Below are 18668 nucleotides of genomic sequence, written 5' to 3' on the forward strand. Positions count from 1 at the left end.
GAGTTATGAGAAATCTATAAAATCCTCTTCGGAATTTGTATTTTAGCGGTAAACAACCCAATCGATGCAAAAGACACATTACGTAAGTAGTGACATTCTTGACCTACCTATTCTAAAGGAAATTGTTCAGGAAGGACAAAAACTGGAACTTTCAGAAGAAGCTGTCCTAAATATTAATAAATCATACGATTATCTCCACTCCCGAATAGCGAAAGACGACAGCCCTTTGTATGGAATAAATACAGGTTTCGGAGCACTTTGCAACGTAAAGATCTCTTCCGAAAACTTGTCAAAGCTCCAGGAAAACCTGGTCACATCTCACGCCTGCGGTACAGGTGAACATGTTCCAAAGCATGTAATACGTTTGATGTTGCTGCTCAAGATACAATCGCTCAGCTATGGCCACAGCGGGGTGCAGTTGCAAACGGTCCAACGACTCATCGAATTCTTTAATCATGATTATTTACCGGTTGTATACACCCAGGGAAGTTTAGGAGCATCGGGTGATCTGGCACCATTAGCACACCTGGCACTTCCATTACTTGGAAAGGGTGCGATGCATGTGGACGGTAAGATCCTTGAGGCAAAAGAAATCCTCCAGAAACACAAGTGGGAGCCAATAACACTGCAGGCCAAAGAAGGGCTCGCTCTTCTGAACGGTACCCAGTTTATGAGTGCCTACGGGACCTATATTTTACTCAGGGCTCACAAATTGTCCTACCTGGCCGATGTGATCGCTGCTCTCTCAATGGACGCCTTCGATTGTAATTTAAGTCCCTTTGATCCATTGGTTCACCTGGCCCGTCCGCACAGGGGACAAGTGAAGACAGCCGAAAGGATCGTCTCGCTATTGGAAGATAGCGAACTAGCAAAAAGTGAGAAGGAAAACGTACAGGACCCGTATTCATTTCGTTGCATTCCGCAGGTTCACGGTGCGACTAAGGACACAATAGTCTTTGCTCATAGAACCTTTAAGACAGAAATCAATTCGGTAACAGACAACCCGAATATTTTTGTCCAGGACGATAAGATCATTTCCGGAGGTAATTTCCACGGACAACCCTTAGCCCTTGCCCTGGATTTCATGTCCATCGCTCTTGCTGAGCTCGCCAACATTTCTGAAAGGAGAACCTTCCAGTTAGTTTCAGGCCTGCGAGGTTTGCCGGATTTCCTGGTGAACAACCCTGGTTTGAACAGCGGATTTATGATTCCGCAATACACGGCTGCCAGTATTGTGAGTCAGAATAAGCAACTGGCAACCCCGGCTTCGGTGGATTCGATAGTTTCTTCCAACGGACAGGAAGATCATGTAAGTATGGGAGCTAATGCCGCCACAAAGTGTTATCGCATACTCGAAAACCTGGAGACGGTTCTTGCCATTGAATTATTCAATGCTTCTCAGGCACTGGAGTTCAGAAGGCCTAAGAAGACCTCACCCTTTCTGGAGAGTTTTGTGAGTACGTTCAGGGAATCCGTCTCATTTGTAGATGAAGATCGTCTGCTGGCTGATGATATCCACACGGCCATTGGATTTATTCAGAATATAAGTGTAGATCCGGACGTTTTGTTCAATTAGAACTTAGAAGAGAATATACCCACTCTACAGCTGCGTCCACCTCTTTAAAGACTTTCATCGGCTTGTTGAGAAACATGCTTTCTACCTGGGAAGTAGTAAGATGGATCTCTTTATCGCTAACGATTGCGAATCCTACCAGATTTTTGATTTTTGAAGTTTCGTGGTACACATTGGGATCAACGGAATAGGAATTCTTTCTATGTGTTATATATCCGAAAGGTTTATCTCCAAAATGTTCTGCCGCCATATCTGTTAATCGAGTATTGATGGCAGAATCTACAGTGATACCTTCGTTCATAACCATAAGCATGTAATTCTGGTGAAGTTCTGCGACGCCAAAATCGAAGGTAATCCTATGCTTTTCAGAAGGTAACATTTTGTAAATGAATGAAATTAATCATTTTGCGCAATTTACGCAAGTCACAGTATGAGGAAGTAACATAATTCTGCCCAAAGGGATTTGGTTTTTACAACGAATACAAATGCCAAAATCTGGGTCATCTACCTTAGTTAGAGCAACTTCAAGGTTAGTCAATTTGGTTTCCGCTTTCCGAAGGGCCGCTTCATTAACCGATTTGTTATTGATGGCATCCATACGGGAAACACGGCCAATTGCATTCTCCGGGGCGATTGGTTTTGTAAGGTCCCTGTATTTATTAACCAGAGCTACCGTATCAATAATCTCTTCCCGGATACGCTTTTTGATCTCTTCCTTGTTCATCGATGATCCTCCTTTGATATTTCATTGCTGCTTCCTGGCATTGGAAGGATTTCCACAAAATAATACGCGATACTGCCAATTCCGCTTGTAAAGAGTATTATCAAAGTCCATATGAGCTTTTTATTGCTGTCGAAATCTTTTCGCTTGTTCGCGTGTACAGCGTAATAAATGGTAATACCCAATCCGGAAATTGCCATTAATATTCCAAACAAGAAAAGGACCTGGAAGTTCCCTGCCAGTAATCCAGGATCTACAATAGGATCCTGAGTTTGAATAACAGAATTAAATCCATTGAAAAACGCGAAGAAATTAAAAATATAAAGTCCAAATAACACAAGCGGGAGAAATGTAAATATTCCCAGAATGAATTTTTTGGACTTACTCATAAGATCAATTCAACATTAAGACTCCGTGGTCTTCTTTTGTTTCTTGATCTTGATCTTAAGCTCGTTCTTTTTCTCGTCCAGGTCCATGGAAATCGAATCACCTTCTCGCAAATTGGAGTTAATGATCTCTTCTGCCAGGGCATCTTCGATGTATTTCTGAATGGCGCGCTTCAGCGGACGAGCACCATAATCCTTGTCAAAGCCTTTATCGGCTATGTAGTCCTTAGCTTTATCTGAAAGGTTGAGTTTGTACCCAATATCTGAAATTCGCTCGTAAAGCTTCTCTAATTCGATATCTATAATCGCATGGATATGCTCTCGTTCCAATGGGTTGAATACCATCACATCGTCAACACGGTTCAGGAATTCAGGTGCAAAGGTTTTCTTCAGTGCGTTCTCGATCACACTCTTGGCGTGTGCATCTGCCTGGCTTTCCTTAGCCGCGGTACCAAATCCTACTCCTTGTCCAAAGTCCTTCAATTTACGTGCACCGATGTTTGAAGTCATGATAATGATCGTATTCCTGAAATCGATCTTTCTACCCAAACTATCCGTTAGATAACCGTCATCTAATACCTGAAGTAACATATTGAAAACATCAGGGTGTGCTTTTTCGATCTCATCGAGTAAAACAACAGCGTAAGGCTTTCTTCGGATCTTCTCAGTGAGCTGACCACCTTCTTCGTAACCTACGTATCCGGGAGGTGCACCGATCAATCGGGAAACCGCGAATTTCTCCATGTACTCACTCATATCCACTCGAACCAGTGCATTCTCACTGTCGAATAGCTCTCGGGCAAGAACTTTGGCCAATTGGGTTTTACCTACCCCGGTCTGACCCAGGAAGATAAAGGAACCGATAGGCTTGTTAGGATCTTTTAGTCCTGCGCGATTACGTTGAATTGCCTTCACTACTTTGGAAACCGCTTCATCCTGGCCGATTACCTTTCCTTTAATTCTATCGGGAAGTTCGGCTAATTTATTGCTTTCCGTTTGTGCGATCCTGTTCACAGGAACACCGGTCATCATAGAAACCACCTCAGCCACATTTTCTTCATCAACAGTCTCCCTGTGAAGTTTCGATTCCTTCTCCCAGGCTTCCTGTTCGGTGGCGAGTTCCTTTTCGAGATTCTTTTCGTCGTCCCTTAGTTTAGCTGCTTCTTCATACTTCTGCTTCTTCACTACAGAATTTTTCAATTCTCGCACTTCTTCCAGCTTCTGTTCGATCTCAAGGATCTTTTCAGGCACATTGATATTTGTAATATGAACACGGGAACCTGCTTCATCCAGGGCGTCGATAGCCTTGTCCGGAAGGAATCGTTCGGTCATATATCTATTTGTGAGTTTCACGCAAGCTTCCAGCGCATCATCCGTATACTGAACGTTGTGGTGGCTTTCGTATTTATCTTTTATATTCTGTAGTATCTCGATGGTTTCCTCAACCGTGGTAGGCTCTACCAAAACCTTTTGGAATCTTCGCTCCAGGGCACCGTCTTTTTCGATATACTGTCGGTATTCATCCAGGGTAGTAGCCCCTACACATTGGATCTCACCTCTAGCTAGCGCAGGTTTGAACATATTGGATGCGTCCAGTGATCCTGTAGCACCTCCGGCACCGACTATAGTATGAATTTCATCTATGAACAGAATGATGTCATCGTTCTTCTCGAGTTCATTCATTACCGCTTTCATCCGTTCTTCGAATTGCCCACGATACTTCGTACCGGCTACAAGACTTGCCAAATCGAGAGTAACCACTCGCTTATCATAAAGGATCCTCGAAACTTTTCGTTGGATTATTCGAAGAGCTAAACCTTCTGCAATAGCCGATTTACCCACACCGGGTTCACCGATAAGCAACGGATTGTTTTTCTTTCTTCTACTCAAGATTTGGGATACCCGCTGAATTTCGCTTTCACGACCTACAACTGGATCCAGTTTTCCATCTTCAGCAAGACGGGTTAGATCTCTACCGAAGTTATCGAGAACCGGGGTTTTCGATTTTTTATTTCCTTTTCCGGCCGTCCCTGAGAAAAGATTCTCTTTGGAAGTATCTTCTTCACCCGAGGTGTCATCGTCATTTGGGAAAGACTCGGAAGTAGGGCTGTCTATATAATCTTCATCGTTTGTGATCATAAGCTTGAATTGGTCTTTAACACCATCGTAGTCAACCTTGAGTTTGTTCAGCAACTTCGTTGTGGGATCGTTCTCATTCCGAAGTATACACAATAACAAATGAGCGGTATTGATAGACGAACTCTGAAACAATTTAGCTTCCAGGAAGGTCGTTTTCAGAGCGCGTTCTGCCTGTCTTGTGAGGTGTAAGTTCTTTTTATCGTTCGTACTGGTTCCGGGGCTTGGGTTGGCAGGACTTAAAATCTCTACCTTACGTCGTAAGTGGTTTAGATCAACATCCAGGGCATTAAGGATCGTCACTGCTTTACCATTTCCATCCCGTAATAAACCGAGCATCAGGTGCTCTGTACCAATAAAGTCGTGGCCCAATCTCAGGGCCTCTTCCTTGCTGTACGCAATCACATCTTTTACTCTTGGGGAAAAATTATCATCCATAAATTTAAATCCTTATTCCTTCTAAAAACTCTAAAATTACCTAAAAAAAGGCAAAAACCATACCCACTTTACAGCAACCTGAGTAAAAGGACAAAAAAACAATGTAAATTCAAAGTATAAAGGTCGATACTTATTAACGATTTACTACTAATTATTTGTTAATAAAATCGTTAATTATTGCGGCTGAAACCCCCTTTAAAACCTGCAAAAAGGTGTATCTTGCCTTTTTAGAATTAACACAAATTTTAAAGGATATTTTTTATGGCTGAAGGTGAAAAACTGATCCCTATTAATATTGAAGATGAAATGAAATCGGCGTACATAGATTATTCTATGTCCGTCATTGTGTCACGAGCGCTGCCAGATGTGCGTGACGGGATGAAACCTGTACACAGAAGAGTACTCTATGGCATGCATGAATTAGGTGTAAGGTCAAACAGTGCGTATAAAAAATCTGCAAGGATAGTAGGGGAGGTTCTGGGTAAATATCACCCACACGGTGACACCTCTGTTTACGATGCCATGGTGCGTATGGCCCAGGAATGGAGTTTACGATATATGTTGGTGGATGGACAAGGTAACTTTGGTTCGATCGATGGTGATAGCCCGGCGGCGATGCGTTATACGGAAGCACGTATGCAGAAGATATCTGAAGATATGCTTTCAGACATCGATAAGGAGACGGTGGACCACCAGTTGAATTTCGACGATACGCTTCAGGAACCAACGGTTCTCCCTACCCGTGTTCCGGGACTACTTATAAACGGAGCCTCGGGAATTGCCGTGGGTATGGCAACCAATATGCCTCCACATAATATTTCCGAAGTGATAGATGGGACAATCGCCTATATAGACGATAACGACATTGATATAGACGGATTAATGCAGCATATAAAGGCTCCCGATTTCCCTACCGGTGGAGTTATTTATGGCTACGAAGGAGTGAAAGATGCTTTTCATACCGGGCGAGGGCGTGTCGTGATGCGAGGAAAGGCCGGTTTCGAGGAGGTTGAGGGCCGCGAATGTATCATAGTAACCGAAATCCCTTACCAGGTTAATAAGGCGAATATGATCAAGAAAACGGCCGACCTGGTCAATGATAAGAAGATCGAAGGAATCTCGAATATCAGGGATGAATCCGACAGAAATGGAATGCGTATCGTTTATATTCTGAAACGTGATGCCATCCCGAATATCGTCCTAAATATGCTTTACAAATACACGGAACTTCAATCGAGTTTCAGTGTGAACAATATTGCGCTCGTAAACGGACGCCCACTTCTACTGAATTTAAAAGAGATGATCCACTATTTCGTGGAACATCGCCACGAAGTGGTAACACGCCGTACTCAGTACCTACTGCGTAAAGCTGAAGAACGTGCCCACATCCTGGAAGGACTTATCATTGCTTCAGACAATATAGACGAGGTGATCGCACTCATCCGTGCCTCTGCAAATGCCGAGGAAGCACGTGAGAAATTGATGGAAACCTTCGAACTTACCGAGATACAGGCGAAAGCGATCGTTGAAATGCGCTTACGCCAGTTAACAGGACTTGAGCAGGACAAACTTCGCAGCGAATATGAAGAGCTGATGAAGACTATCGAGGACTACAAGGATATCCTGGCTAAGAAAGAGCGCCGTATGGATATCATAAAAGAAGAACTTGCAGAGATCAAAGCAAAGTACGGGGATGAACGTCGCTCTATCATTGAGTATTCAGGAGGCGATGTTAGTATCACGGACCTGATCGCCGATGAAAAAGTGGTCATAACCATTTCACATGCGGGTTACATCAAACGTACCTCCCTTAGCGAATACAAGAAACAGAACAGGGGAGGGGTTGGACAGAAAGCTTCAGCAACTAGAAATGAAGACTTCCTGGAGCATTTGTTCGTTGGAACCAATCACCAGTATATGTTGTTCTTCACCCAGAAAGGAAAGTGTTTCTGGATGCGCGTGTTCGAGATCCCGGAAGGAAGTCGCACCTCAAAAGGCCGCGCCATTCAGAATCTCATCAACATCGAACCGGATGATAAGGTGAAGGCATTTATCTGCACCCAGGACCTAAAAGATGAAGACTATATAAATAGTCACTATGTGATAATGGCCACGAAAAAAGGCCAGGTGAAAAAAACTCCTTTAGAGCAGTATTCTCGTCCGCGCAGCAATGGTATCAATGCAATTACCATTAGAGAAGGTGATGAATTGCTGGAAGCCAAGCTTACCACAGGTGATAGCCAGGTAATGCTTGCTGTTAAGAGCGGCAAGGCAATTCGCTTTGAAGAAGAGAAGACAAGACCTATGGGTAGAAATGCCTCCGGGGTCCGAGGAATTAAACTGGGCCACGACAAAGATGAAGTGATTGGTATGATCGCCATAAATGATGATGAAACGGAAGTTCTTGTTGTATCCGAAAACGGGTATGGAAAACGTTCCAGTATCGAAGATTATCGTATGACGAATCGAGGAGGAAAAGGGGTTAAGACCATTAATGTTACAGAAAAAACAGGTAACTTAGTAGCCATTAAAAACGTGAGCGATACTGATGATCTGATGATCATAAATAAATCAGGTATCGCTATCAGGATGGCCGTAGAAGACCTTCGAGTAATGGGGAGAGCTACTCAGGGTGTTCGTTTAATAAAAGTTAGGGAGGACGACGCTATAGCGGCCGTTGCAAAAGTGATGCATGACGAGGATGATGTGGCTTTGGATGAAAACGGAGATGTTATTTCCGAAGAAGAAAATGGCACCACTCTTGATACTGATGACACGAACACAGAAAACAACGATTAAATATTAAAACCATTACAATGAAAAAACAATTATTGCTGTTAGCTCTTTTTTGTCTCTCAGCCATAGCTTTCGGACAAAAAAAAGAAATTAAAAAAGCAGAAAGAGCCCTAGCCTCTGGAAACGCTTCCGAAGCAATCTCGTTTATCAATCAGGCGGAACCACTCTTAGCTGGTGCCGACAGCGAGATGAAATCAAAATTTTATGTGATTAAAGGAAATGCATACCTGGCTGAAGCAGGAACGGCTGACTATGCCAAACTGAAAACTGCTTCAGAATCTTTTAAGATGGCAGAAGAATTATCGCCTACAGGTAAGACGGTCCAGGATCTGTCTGTTGGTAAGCAAAACCTTCGAGTGGCGCTCGTGAACAGTGCAATTCAGGATCAGAAAACAAAGAATTACAAGCGAGCCTCGGAAAAGCTCTATATGAGTTATAAGGCTATGAAGGATACCTCCGATCTTTACTATGCTGCAGGAAATGCCGTAAACGCCAGGGAATATCCAACAGCACTTACTTACTACAAGGATCTTTTTGATATGGGATATACAGGCATTAAAAAGGAATGGGTAGCTATTGACGTGGAAACCAGTGAGGAAGTGGTATTTGCCACTGAAGCAGACAGAAACACAAATATGCTTACCGGGAAGTATACCAAGCCAACCGAACGTATGTCAGAATCAGTGCAGGCTGATATTCTTGAGAAAATCACAAAACTGTACATCGAATTAGGAGAAAATGAAAAGGCGCTGTCATTGATGAAAGACGCAAGGGCTGCAAACCCTGATGATATTGGATTGGTTCAGGCTGAGGCAGGTCTTGCACTGCAAATGGGAGACATGAAAAAATACGCTTCTCTTATGGAAGAGGTTGTTAAATCCGATCCAAACAACCCTGAACTGTACTACAATCTTGGAGTTAGTAGTTCAGATATAGGACAGAAGGACAAAGCGAAAGAATACTACCAAAAAGCACTAAGCCTTGATCCTAAATACACCAATGCCAAGATTAATCTTGCGCAGTTAATCCTGTCCGGGGAAACGGAAATCGTTGAAGAAATGAACTCCCTCGGGTCTACCAATGCGGATTACGATAGATATGACGAATTGAAATTGCAACAGGAGCAACTATATCGTGATGCACTGCCGTTCCTTGAAGATGCTGCGATAGACAGGCCGAAGAATGAAGGTTTGGTGAGAACACTGGCGAATATCTACGGTAGATTAGGTATGGAAGCTAAAGAAAAAGCAACGAAAGCTAAATTGGAAGCCCTCGAAAATGGTGGCGAGTAGAAAATAAATTTTAATAAGAATTATCCTCCCGATCGAAAGTGACGGAGGATTTTTTTATGCGATACGTTTGATAACCCGCAGCTTATGTGTATGGCTGCGTTTTTCGCGGTTAAAGATCCCGCTGTGATCCAGGCGATCGATGCGTACTTTTCCGTGAGCATGGATGATATGATGATCTTCCATGATGATACCAACATGGATTATATTGCCTTCCTCGTTGTCGAAAAACACAAGATCACCAGGCTCACTCTCCTCTATGAAACTAAGCGCTTCTCCCTGGGTGGCCTGCTGACTAGCATCACGCAGAAGTTCGTAACCACATAATTTATAAACCATCTGGGTAAAACCGCTACAATCAATTCCGAAAGGTGATTTCCCTCCCCAGAGGTAAGGCGCATTAAGGTAGAGTAATGCGGTTTCCACTATAGCCGATTTAGGCAGAATACTTTCTACTTTATGTCCCTCGTATTGGTGGTTTAGGAAATCGCTTACGGCAACGTTACTCCCGATGGAAATAGCGATCATTTGGTCATCACCTCGTGTAATAATATTTACAAGATCTGATGATAAGGCCCTGGGGAGATCATTCAAGGCTTTAAAATCTTCTTCTGAAATCTCTAGATATTGAAGGTTGTCGATATACCCCTCGTAGGAGTCATAGTGAAGTCGTATCCTACTCCATTTCTTCCTTTGATCCAGGACCTTGAAGGTTTCTCCGTACAAAACCTGGGATACCATTTCACTGCGATCCGAGGCTTCGAAACGCAAGGGTACCAGACTTAAATTACATAGGCCGTACTTCATCCAGGGGTTCTAGGATTCACGTTCTATAACCATAGCTGATGCACCACCGCCACCGTTACAAATGGCTGCAGCTCCCAGGCGGGCGTTATTTTGTTCCAGAACGTTAAGAAGTGTGATCAGTATTCTTACACCACTGCATCCCAATGGGTGACCCAGGGAAACAGCACCGCCGTTTACATTGACTTTATCATCTGAAAGACCAAGTATTTTCATATTGGCAAGCCCAACCACCGAAAATGCTTCATTGAATTCGAAGAAATCAATTTCATCCTGACTAACACCTGCTTTCGCCAGTGCCTTTGGAAGAGCTTTCGCAGGTGCTGTAGTGAACCATTTAGGCTCTTGGGCGGCATCGGCATAACCTTTTACGGTCGCGAGAGGTGAGAGCCCTAATTCTTTTGCTCTTTCCTCGCTCATCAGGACCATAGCACCGGCACCATCGTTAATGGTAGAAGCATTGGCCGCTGTAACCGTTCCTTCCTTTGTAAAGGCCGCACGTAGGTTCGGGATCTTCTCCATTTTCACATTTCGGTATTCCTCATCTTCGGAAACAATAACCGGCTCACCACGTCTTTGCGGAACTTCAACAGGAACCACTTCATTGGCAAATTTTCCTTCAGCCCACGCCTTAGCCGAACGTTCGTAAGATTGAATAGCGAATGCATCCTGGTCTTCACGTGAGAATTCATACTCAACAGCACAAAGATCGGCACAAACTCCCATGGCTTGCTTGTCGTAAGCATCTACCAATCCGTCCTTTTGCATGCCGTCCTCCATTTGTTTTGGACCGAATTTATGCGGATTTCTCAAATGAGTATAGTGAGGAATGTTACTCATGCTTTCCATACCTCCGGCAACTACAACATCCGCATCTCCAACAGCAATAGCCTGTACAGCATGCATAACTGCCTTCATTCCGGAGGCACATACCTTATTCACGGTAGTGCAGGGCACGGTATCCGGGATACCAGCTCCCAGGGCTGCTTGTCGGGCAGGCGCCTGTCCAACACCAGCCTGAACAACATTTCCCATAAAGACTTCTTCTACGAGATTAACATCCAGGTTTAATTTGGATAATGCTCCCTTAATGGCCGTGCTCCCAAGTTGTGATGCGCTTAAGGATGACAGACTTCCCATAAAGCTGCCGATGGGTGTTCTGGCGGCGGAAACTATTACTACTTTTCTACTCATTGGATTGAACGTTTTCTGAATATTGAAGGAATGCAAATTTACATATTATTAAACGAATTATCAACGAATCTACCCCATGCAAATACAATAATAAATGCATTATTTCTACTTTTTCCTGTACATTTGACCTTATGAACAAACGATTGTCTCAGTTCTCCAAAAAGCAATCACTCGTATACAAGGTTTTCCTGTTTATAGCTTCTACCGTACTTGTTATTTATCTCTTACCAAAAGGAGGTCAGTTTAAATACGATATCCAGAAAGGAAAACCCTGGCAATACGAGAATTTATATGCTCCTTTCAGTTTTACCATCAAGAAAAGCGAAGAGGCACTTGAGTCTGAAATTGAAGAGCTACGCCGAAGTGCCACACCTTACTTCGATTTCGACACCGGCCTGGTAGAGCAGAGCAAGCAACGTTTTCTACAACTTTTGAACGAGTCCTATGTAGATACCTTGTACACATTGGAAAAGGAGCAGATCGCCCAGATGGGTACTGCCATAATCGACCAGGTAAACCTGCATGGTATTACCGAAGAAATCCATCCGTATAGCGAAGACCAGCTGGTATACTTAAAACGAGGTGGAGAGGTAGAGGATATTGCGTATCGGCAAATCATGAAACAGTCTGAATTGGACGATCGTATTCAGACACTGATCGGTGCGGCCACGGTTTCTACTTCTGCCCAGGATCTTTTACAGATCTTGCTGAAAAGATCCACAAATACTAACGTAACCTTCAACAGCAAGCTCACCGAGAGCGCAATTGCTTCAGAAATAAATAATATTAGTCCGAATCGAGGTATAATTGAAAAAGATGCCCGGATTATTTCAAAAGGAGAAGTAGTAGAAGGGGATACCTACCAGATCCTGGAATCCTTAAAGGCAGAATACACCTCGCTTGTATGGAGTGAATCCAATCGAACCTGGCTATTGGTGGGCTATTCCATGCTCGTATCATTGGTTTTCCTGATGTTATTTTTGTTTCTGAAAAAGTACCGGCAGGAAATTTTCGCTAATAATACCAAAGTCACATTTATTTTCTTCAACGTAGTGCTGATGGTATTCCTTACCACTTTTGTGGTTGAGCTCGACGCTGCCTATGTTTACGTTGTTCCCCTGTGTATCCTTCCTTTGATTCTGAAGGCCTTCTTCGATCCCAGATTAGGACTCTTTGCACATGTGCTCACTTTGTTACTTTTAGGGTTTATTGTTCCAAACAGCTTCGAATATCTGTTCCTGCAGATTATTGCCGGTATTGTAACGATACTAACAGTTTCCGAATTATACCGAAGAGCTAACCTGTTCATCTCGGTTGGACAGATAACCCTTATCTATATCATTGGATATTTCGCTTTTTACATCATACAGGAAGGAAATATAGGATCGCTTGAGTGGGAAACATTTGGCTACTTCATTCTGTGTGGACTGGCTACGCTTTTTGCACATCCATTGATATACTTTTATGAGAAACTTTTCGGACTTGTTTCAGATGTATCTTTACTTGAATTAAGTGATACTAATAGTAAGCTATTGAAAGACTTAGCTAATAAAGCACCAGGTACTTTTCATCATTCTTTGAATGTAGCCAACCTTTCCGAATCTGCTGCAAATGAAATAGGCGCAAATGCAATGTTGGTAAGGGTAGGAGCTCTCTATCACGATATAGGTAAGATGCTGAACCCAACTTTTTTTACCGAGAACCAAATTAACTCCACGAATTCGCACGATGAGCTCGCGCCAAAAGAAAGTGCGAAGATCATCATAGATCATGTGATCAAGGGTATTGAGATCGCCAGAAAGAACAATTTACCGGACCGAATCATCGATTTTATCCGTACTCACCACGGAACTAATTTGGTATATTACTTCTACAGCAAAGAAAAAGAACTCAACGGACAAGCAGACCCCAGGGATTTTACATATCCAGGTCCAATACCATTTTCTAAAGAAACTGCCATTCTAATGATGGCAGATAGCGTGGAAGCGGCCAGTAAAAGTCTGAAAGAGCCAACATCGTCTAAAATCGATGTATTTGTGGAGAAGATCGTGAATTCCCAAATGGATAATGGTCAGTTCCTCAATGCCAATATCACATTCAAGGAGATACAAACCGTAAAAAAGGTCCTTAAGAAAAAGCTCAATAACATTTATCACCTTAGGGTGGAATACCCGGAATAACCAGAAAAGCATTATGCAAAACATCAGCTATCAACCTGCCGGACAATTTGAAAGCACTCGATTTGAAAAAATTCATAATGTTTCCTTTCCCAATCACTCCGAAGCTTCCACAGTAGTCGCTCATGAAATAGCGGCTCTTATTCAGGAAAAAGAAGGCATTGGTGAGCCCTGTATCCTTGGTTTGGCAACGGGATCTTCGCCTATAAAGGTATATGAAGAATTAGTTCGACTGCACAAAGAAGAAGACTTGAGCTTCAAAAACGTCATAACCTTCAACCTGGATGAGTATTTCCCTATGCGTAAGCCGGATGCGCAGAGCTACTACAGTTTCATGCACGAACATTTATTTGATCATGTGAATATTCCGAAGGAAAACATTCATATACCCAACGGAGAACTTGATTTTAATAAGGTTCATCAATTTTGCATAGACTATGAAAACAAAATCGATGCCCTGGGAGGACTTGACTTCCAACTATTGGGAATTGGCAGAACGGGCCATATTGGCTTCAATGAACCCGGATCACACTACAATTCGGGTACAAGATTAATCACCCTGGACCACATTACTCGAGTGGATGCAGCCGATTCATTCCTCGGAATCGACAAGGTACCTCGCAAAGCGATTACGATGGGAATCGCCTCCGTACGAAAGGCTAAGCGAATCGTGCTTTTAGCCTGGGGGCAACACAAAGCTGAGATTATCAAAGAAACGATTGAGGGAGAGATCACTTCAGAAGTACCGGCAACCTATCTTCAGCGACACAATAATACAACCTTTGTTCTGGATCATGAAGCTGCTTCTCAACTCACCCGAAACAAAACACCATGGCTGGTAGGTCCGTGCGACTGGACCACGGAAATGAAAAGCAAGGCAATTGTATGGCTCTGTGGTAAAACCGGGAAATCAATTCTCCGACTTACGGATTCCGATTACAACAACAATGGTATGTCCGGTTTATTGGTGCTTGAGGGATCAGCCTACAATTTCAATATCGCCATGTTTAACAAGCTGCAGCATACCATAACCGGATGGCCGGGAGGAAAGCTCAACGCAGATGACTCCAAGCGACCTGAAAGGGCAGAACCAGCTTTGAAGCGCGTAATTGTTTTTAGTCCGCATCCCGATGACGACGTGATCTCAATGGGTGGAACATTGGACCGCCTGATAGAGCAGGGGCATGATGTCCACGTGGTGTATCAGACATCCGGGAATATCGCGGTGTCCAATGAAGAAACGAGAAAGTTTCTTGAAATTGCTCTGGCATTGGACCCGGGTTCAGAAAAGAATAAAGAATTACTCATTGAATTAACAGCTCCCCGGGAACACGGAATAGACAGTGCGCAACTTCGGGCCATTAAAGGACTTATACGGCGGAGTGAGTCTCTTGCTGCCACAAGATATCTTGGTCTGCACGATGAGAATGTACATTTTATGGACCTTCCGTTCTACGAAACCGGTAAACCTAAGAAGAACGAGCTTTCTGAAGCCGATATCACCCCAATGGTAGATATTATTTCTCAAATCAAACCACATCAGATCTATGCTGCAGGAGATCTCGCTGATCCACATGGTACGCACAAAGTCTGCCTCGAAGGACTGTTTGAGGCGCTTACAAGATTAAAGAACGAATCTTATATGAAAGATTGCTGGGTGTGGCTATATCGCGGAGCCTGGCACGAATGGGAATTATATGAAATAGATATGGCTGTACCCATGAGTCCGGATCAGATCATTAAGAAACGACATGCGATCTTTTTTCATCAGTCACAAAAAGATCGTGTGATGTACCAGGGTGATGACGACCGTGAATTTTGGATGCGTGCAGAAGAGCGCAACAAAACTACCGCCTCTCATTATCGCGCAGTTGGACTGGCCGATTATGCTGCCATGGAGGCTTTTGTTCGGTATCATTTCTGAAATTAGTGCTTGATAACGTATTGGAATTCGTTTAATTCATTATTATAGGCGAGTTCGTGAATGTCCCATTTCTCCGATTTCTTTCGTGGCGCCTCAAGTTTTTGAGCCAAAAAGACTTTCTCTCCGTCAGTTCTTAGTGTTATCATTCCATACGTAGCGACATTGCTATCTTTTCTTCCTTCTAGTTTATCTTCGATTTCTTTTTTGTCACCGGAAGAAGTCGCATTTTTCAGGTCTTCTTCATATTTCCGGATCTCCTCTAAATAGTCGATCACATGGGTGAACTCATTAGTGCTACGCCCAATTTCTGTACTGAAGATCAATGGTCGCGTACCTCTGCCGTATTTTCCGAAGGAACCTAAGGCATCAGGGCGTGGATGTGCATAACTATCACCATCGCCACTTGAAACGACGGTTGCGATAGAATTCAGACACTGAAGGAAGGTTTCAGAGAAGTGATGGCTCCCATGGTGACAGGCTTTCGCAATGTCTACCTGGAAGTGCTTCCTCGCCTTAATGATTATATTCTCTAGATCACTTCGGTGTTCAGCCAGCTCCTGGGCTTCATCAGTGGTTATTGAATGACCTTTTTCTTCAATTTCAGCAATATCGTGTTCAAGGTCTGAAGCCTCCTTATCGGTTTCAGCATAAAATTTAAGGAGATAGTCTTCAGAATCCGTATTCAGATCACCGCCTAAGAAAACTTTTAATTTGCCCAGATGCAATCGGAAAATCACCGAATGTCCGTTTTTAGTCTCTCCTTCACTTCCCAGGCGATAGAGACAATCTTTAGTGGAACCTTCAAAGTCGACAGGTTCGGTAACCGGACCTAAGATTTGAATAGGCATGTTGTGAGAATCATCGAACTTTTCAAAGTACTTATCGGACTCCTTCAGTCCTTTAAAAACAACATTCGGATTGTTCTCTTTTAATGCCCTTAGTGTGGATAAATAATCTTTTCTGGATGAACTGTGAAGATCGATAAGATCGTGCATTTCCTGACTTTCCCTAATCGTATCCCATAAATACTTCTTCTTACCTAAAACAACCCATCCTCCCAGGTCCTCACTGCTGTAGTAGTGCAGGTTGGGGTTTTCGGATGCAGCATGTCTTGGTCTCTCAAGGATTCCGTTGTGAAATACCTTGTTGAAGGCTAATTTCTTATTTTCAAAAAGATATTTGAACCCGTAATAATGGTCCTTATCCGGGTGTGAGATCACGACGTAGTCAATCTCAAACGGAGGTCTGGTGTTGCTGTCGGAGGCCGTTACGCCGTCAACACCAACTACTTTCCTTTTTCTGAGATTGTAGCGCCAGTTCAGAAACCGCGACATATTGTTGGTTTGGCCTGCGTCTATAAGGATTATTTCATCATCGGGTGTTACAATGTGGCAACCGTCTCCAATACCAATATCGACAAAGTTTACTTCAAGAACTCGTTCTTCCTGTATGGCAGATTTCGGTATCCATCCAAGGTTTCCCCTTGAATATATTTGCGCCCAGCCCCCATCAATTCCACCTTTAAACATTAGCCAGTCCCCATAAATCAATTGGTTCAAAGCTTCAGAACTCTTACTGGCTTCTTTTCGAACCACTGTACTTTTATCCCCAACGAAATAACTCTTACCTGCAACTAAGTTCATAATTGGATAGTTTAGATTGATACAAATATTAAAAAGTCACCTAGGATAGGTGAAGGGGGAGTACACTAAAGATACTTAAAAAAACGAATAGGTGTAGAAACGCTTTCAATTATCCTCAGATATTTATACTAAGCGGTAAGATTACTCGTCAATGGCTTCCCAGAGTTTTTCTGAAGTTAGCCGGAAACTTCCGAGGTGGTCAAACCGGCACTCTTCAGGGGAGAGTATGGATAGGAAAGGAACTTCGGATTTATTTCTATATAGGTGATAGATATTACCAACAATAGGTTCAAAACTGAACTTGGCATTGTATACCAATTCGTTCAGCTCCATCCTCTCAACGAGTTTTTCGTATTGCGACTTTAACTCATCGAAGGAAGATTTTAAATGCTCATTTGCCCTTTTCGCATTCAATCTTTTCCAGGCAACAGTTTCTACCAGGGTTATAGCCGGAGCACCCAGGTTAGTAGGGTAGGGCTTTAAACTGGCATCATATTTCTGTGTCTCCTCGTTGAAGACAACTTGATCTGGTTTCTTTTCTGACATATACCTTAAAGGTACTAATCTTTCAGATAATTTTGAAGTTCCGCGATCTTACTGGTAGAGTTAAATTGCCCTCCGTAGAACGATGTAACCGTAGCCGAAGTATCATCCTTAATTCCTCTTGATGAAACACATAGGTGCTTAGCGTCGATAATAACCGCCACATCTTCAGTTCCAAGGATCTCCTGGAGATCTACTGCAATCTGGTTGGTTAACCTTTCCTGAACCTGAGGACGTTTGGCGTAATACTGAACGATCCTGTTCAGCTTAGACAACCCAATTACTTTACCTGATGATATGTACGCTAAATGCGCTTTTCCAATAATGGGTACAAAATGATGTTCGCAATTGGAATAGAAGGTTATATTCTTTTCTACCAGCATTTGGTTGTACTGGTATTTATTATCGAAAAGAGCTATTTTCGGCTTATTAGCTGGATTCAGTCCCGAAAAGATCTCATCGATATACATTTTGGCGACCCTGTCCGGGGTTCCTTTGAGGGAATCATCGGTTAGATCCAGACCCATGACATCCATTATCTCGGAAAAAAGTATGGAAATTCTGGCTTTCTTCTCCTCATCACTCATTTCAAAGGCATTTTCCTTCATGGGCGTTTCAATACCAGTATATAAGTGGTCATCGCCTATTTCGATATCGGAAAACCCATTGAGGCGATTATTTTTCAGTAAGGTATTAACCAGTGATTCTTGATTTTTCATAGCAACTTTTTATTTGATAAGTAAAATTAACAATAATGTTTAAGCATATATGTTAAAGATTAAACAAAATTTAGATTGTTGTATGAGAGAGAGATTACCCACCTTATTCATCACACCGAAGTGGAGCCGGTAATGGTGAATATCAAATGTGGAGTAGAAAAGTTATCGTGAATGCTACTTGTCACTGTGAACCTGATACAGCGTCTCAGGAATACTCGCTTCGCTCATGATCCTGACAGCACTCCGTGCTGAAAATAGTACAAACAAAAAAATACTTGCCTGTACTAGTATCGTAATGGCAAGGAGTGCAGTATAACAGGATTAC

Annotated in this window: 14 protein-coding genes; 5 read left to right on the top strand and 9 right to left on the bottom strand. The window is 42.9% G+C overall.

Annotated elements, in window-relative coordinates; translation table 11 throughout:
• The first annotated feature begins 64 nt into the window (after nucleotides 1-64).
• Nucleotides 65-1576, top strand: coding sequence for a histidine ammonia-lyase (hutH, locus tag J1N09_RS13275; protein ID WP_265200716.1), 1512 nt, complete (start codon nucleotides 65-67; stop codon nucleotides 1574-1576).
• On the opposite strand, the gene J1N09_RS13280 is transcribed toward hutH, so the two are convergent.
• From J1N09_RS13280 to J1N09_RS13295, 4 genes are read right to left on the bottom strand one after another with little or no spacing between them, the layout of a single operon-like run.
• Nucleotides 1569-1952: a hypothetical protein gene (locus tag J1N09_RS13280; RefSeq protein WP_265200717.1), complete on the bottom strand. Its 384-nt coding sequence runs from the start codon at nucleotides 1950-1952 to the stop codon at nucleotides 1569-1571. The genes hutH and J1N09_RS13280 overlap by 8 nt on opposite strands.
• Before the next feature lie 21 nt (nucleotides 1953-1973).
• Entirely contained in the window at nucleotides 1974-2297 is a 324-nt protein-coding gene (locus tag J1N09_RS13285) for a TraR/DksA family transcriptional regulator (protein ID WP_265200718.1), read from the bottom strand.
• Nucleotides 2294-2683, bottom strand: a complete 390-nt coding sequence (locus J1N09_RS13290; protein ID WP_265200719.1) for a PLDc N-terminal domain-containing protein — start codon at nucleotides 2681-2683, stop codon at nucleotides 2294-2296. The genes J1N09_RS13285 and J1N09_RS13290 overlap by 4 nt, the downstream gene beginning before the upstream one ends.
• A 15-nt stretch (nucleotides 2684-2698) precedes the next feature.
• Nucleotides 2699-5254 (bottom strand): ATP-dependent Clp protease ATP-binding subunit, encoded by a 2556-nt coding sequence (locus tag J1N09_RS13295; protein WP_265200720.1) that lies wholly within the window; start codon nucleotides 5252-5254, stop codon nucleotides 2699-2701.
• A 261-nt stretch (nucleotides 5255-5515) separates the two neighbouring features.
• On the opposite strand from J1N09_RS13295, the gene gyrA reads away from it, so the two are divergent.
• Together gyrA and J1N09_RS13305 are read left to right on the top strand one after the other, a co-directional pair.
• The gene (gyrA, locus tag J1N09_RS13300) at nucleotides 5516-8053 is read left to right on the top strand and encodes a DNA gyrase subunit A (RefSeq protein WP_265200721.1); all 2538 of its coding nucleotides are present in this window, start codon (nucleotides 5516-5518) and stop codon (nucleotides 8051-8053) included.
• Between the two features lie 17 nt (nucleotides 8054-8070).
• A complete protein-coding gene (locus J1N09_RS13305) occupies nucleotides 8071-9342 on the top strand; it encodes a tetratricopeptide repeat protein (RefSeq protein WP_265200722.1) in 1272 nt (423 codons plus the stop codon).
• 54 nt (nucleotides 9343-9396) lie between these two features.
• Here the strand turns inward: J1N09_RS13305 and J1N09_RS13310 are convergent, their stop codons facing one another.
• Nucleotides 9397-10146 (bottom strand): C40 family peptidase, encoded by a 750-nt coding sequence (locus tag J1N09_RS13310; RefSeq protein ID WP_265200723.1) that lies wholly within the window; start codon nucleotides 10144-10146, stop codon nucleotides 9397-9399.
• 9 nt (nucleotides 10147-10155) lie between these two features.
• Entirely contained in the window at nucleotides 10156-11337 is a 1182-nt protein-coding gene (locus J1N09_RS13315) for an acetyl-CoA C-acyltransferase (RefSeq protein WP_265200724.1), read from the bottom strand.
• A 131-nt stretch (nucleotides 11338-11468) separates the two neighbouring features.
• Here J1N09_RS13315 and J1N09_RS13320 point away from each other — a divergent pair, with 131 nt between their 5' ends.
• Both J1N09_RS13320 and nagB read left to right on the top strand, forming a co-directional pair.
• The gene (locus J1N09_RS13320; RefSeq protein ID WP_265200725.1) at nucleotides 11469-13517 is read left to right on the top strand and encodes an HD family phosphohydrolase; all 2049 of its coding nucleotides are present in this window, start codon (nucleotides 11469-11471) and stop codon (nucleotides 13515-13517) included.
• A 13-nt stretch (nucleotides 13518-13530) separates the two neighbouring features.
• Nucleotides 13531-15438 (top strand): glucosamine-6-phosphate deaminase, encoded by a 1908-nt coding sequence (gene nagB, locus J1N09_RS13325; protein WP_265200726.1) that lies wholly within the window; start codon nucleotides 13531-13533, stop codon nucleotides 15436-15438.
• Nucleotides 15439-15440: 2 nt separating this feature from the next.
• Here the strand turns inward: nagB and J1N09_RS13330 are convergent, their stop codons facing one another.
• The 3 genes from J1N09_RS13330 to folE all read right to left on the bottom strand — a co-directional run bounded on the left by J1N09_RS13330 (nucleotide 15441) and on the right by folE (nucleotide 18343).
• On the bottom strand, nucleotides 15441-17081 hold the full coding sequence (locus tag J1N09_RS13330; protein ID WP_265200727.1) for a ComEC/Rec2 family competence protein: 1641 nt from the start codon (nucleotides 17079-17081) through the stop codon (nucleotides 15441-15443).
• A gap of 141 nt (nucleotides 17082-17222) precedes the next feature.
• Nucleotides 17223-17627 (bottom strand): DUF2452 domain-containing protein, encoded by a 405-nt coding sequence (locus tag J1N09_RS13335; RefSeq protein WP_265200728.1) that lies wholly within the window; start codon nucleotides 17625-17627, stop codon nucleotides 17223-17225.
• A gap of 14 nt (nucleotides 17628-17641) precedes the next feature.
• A complete protein-coding gene (gene folE, locus J1N09_RS13340; RefSeq protein ID WP_265200729.1) occupies nucleotides 17642-18343 on the bottom strand; it encodes a GTP cyclohydrolase I FolE in 702 nt (233 codons plus the stop codon).
• Nucleotides 18344-18668 lie beyond the last annotated feature (325 nt).

It is taken from the genome of Aureitalea sp. L0-47, assembly GCF_026126405.1.
Lineage (GTDB): Bacteria > Bacteroidota > Bacteroidia > Flavobacteriales > Flavobacteriaceae > Pukyongia.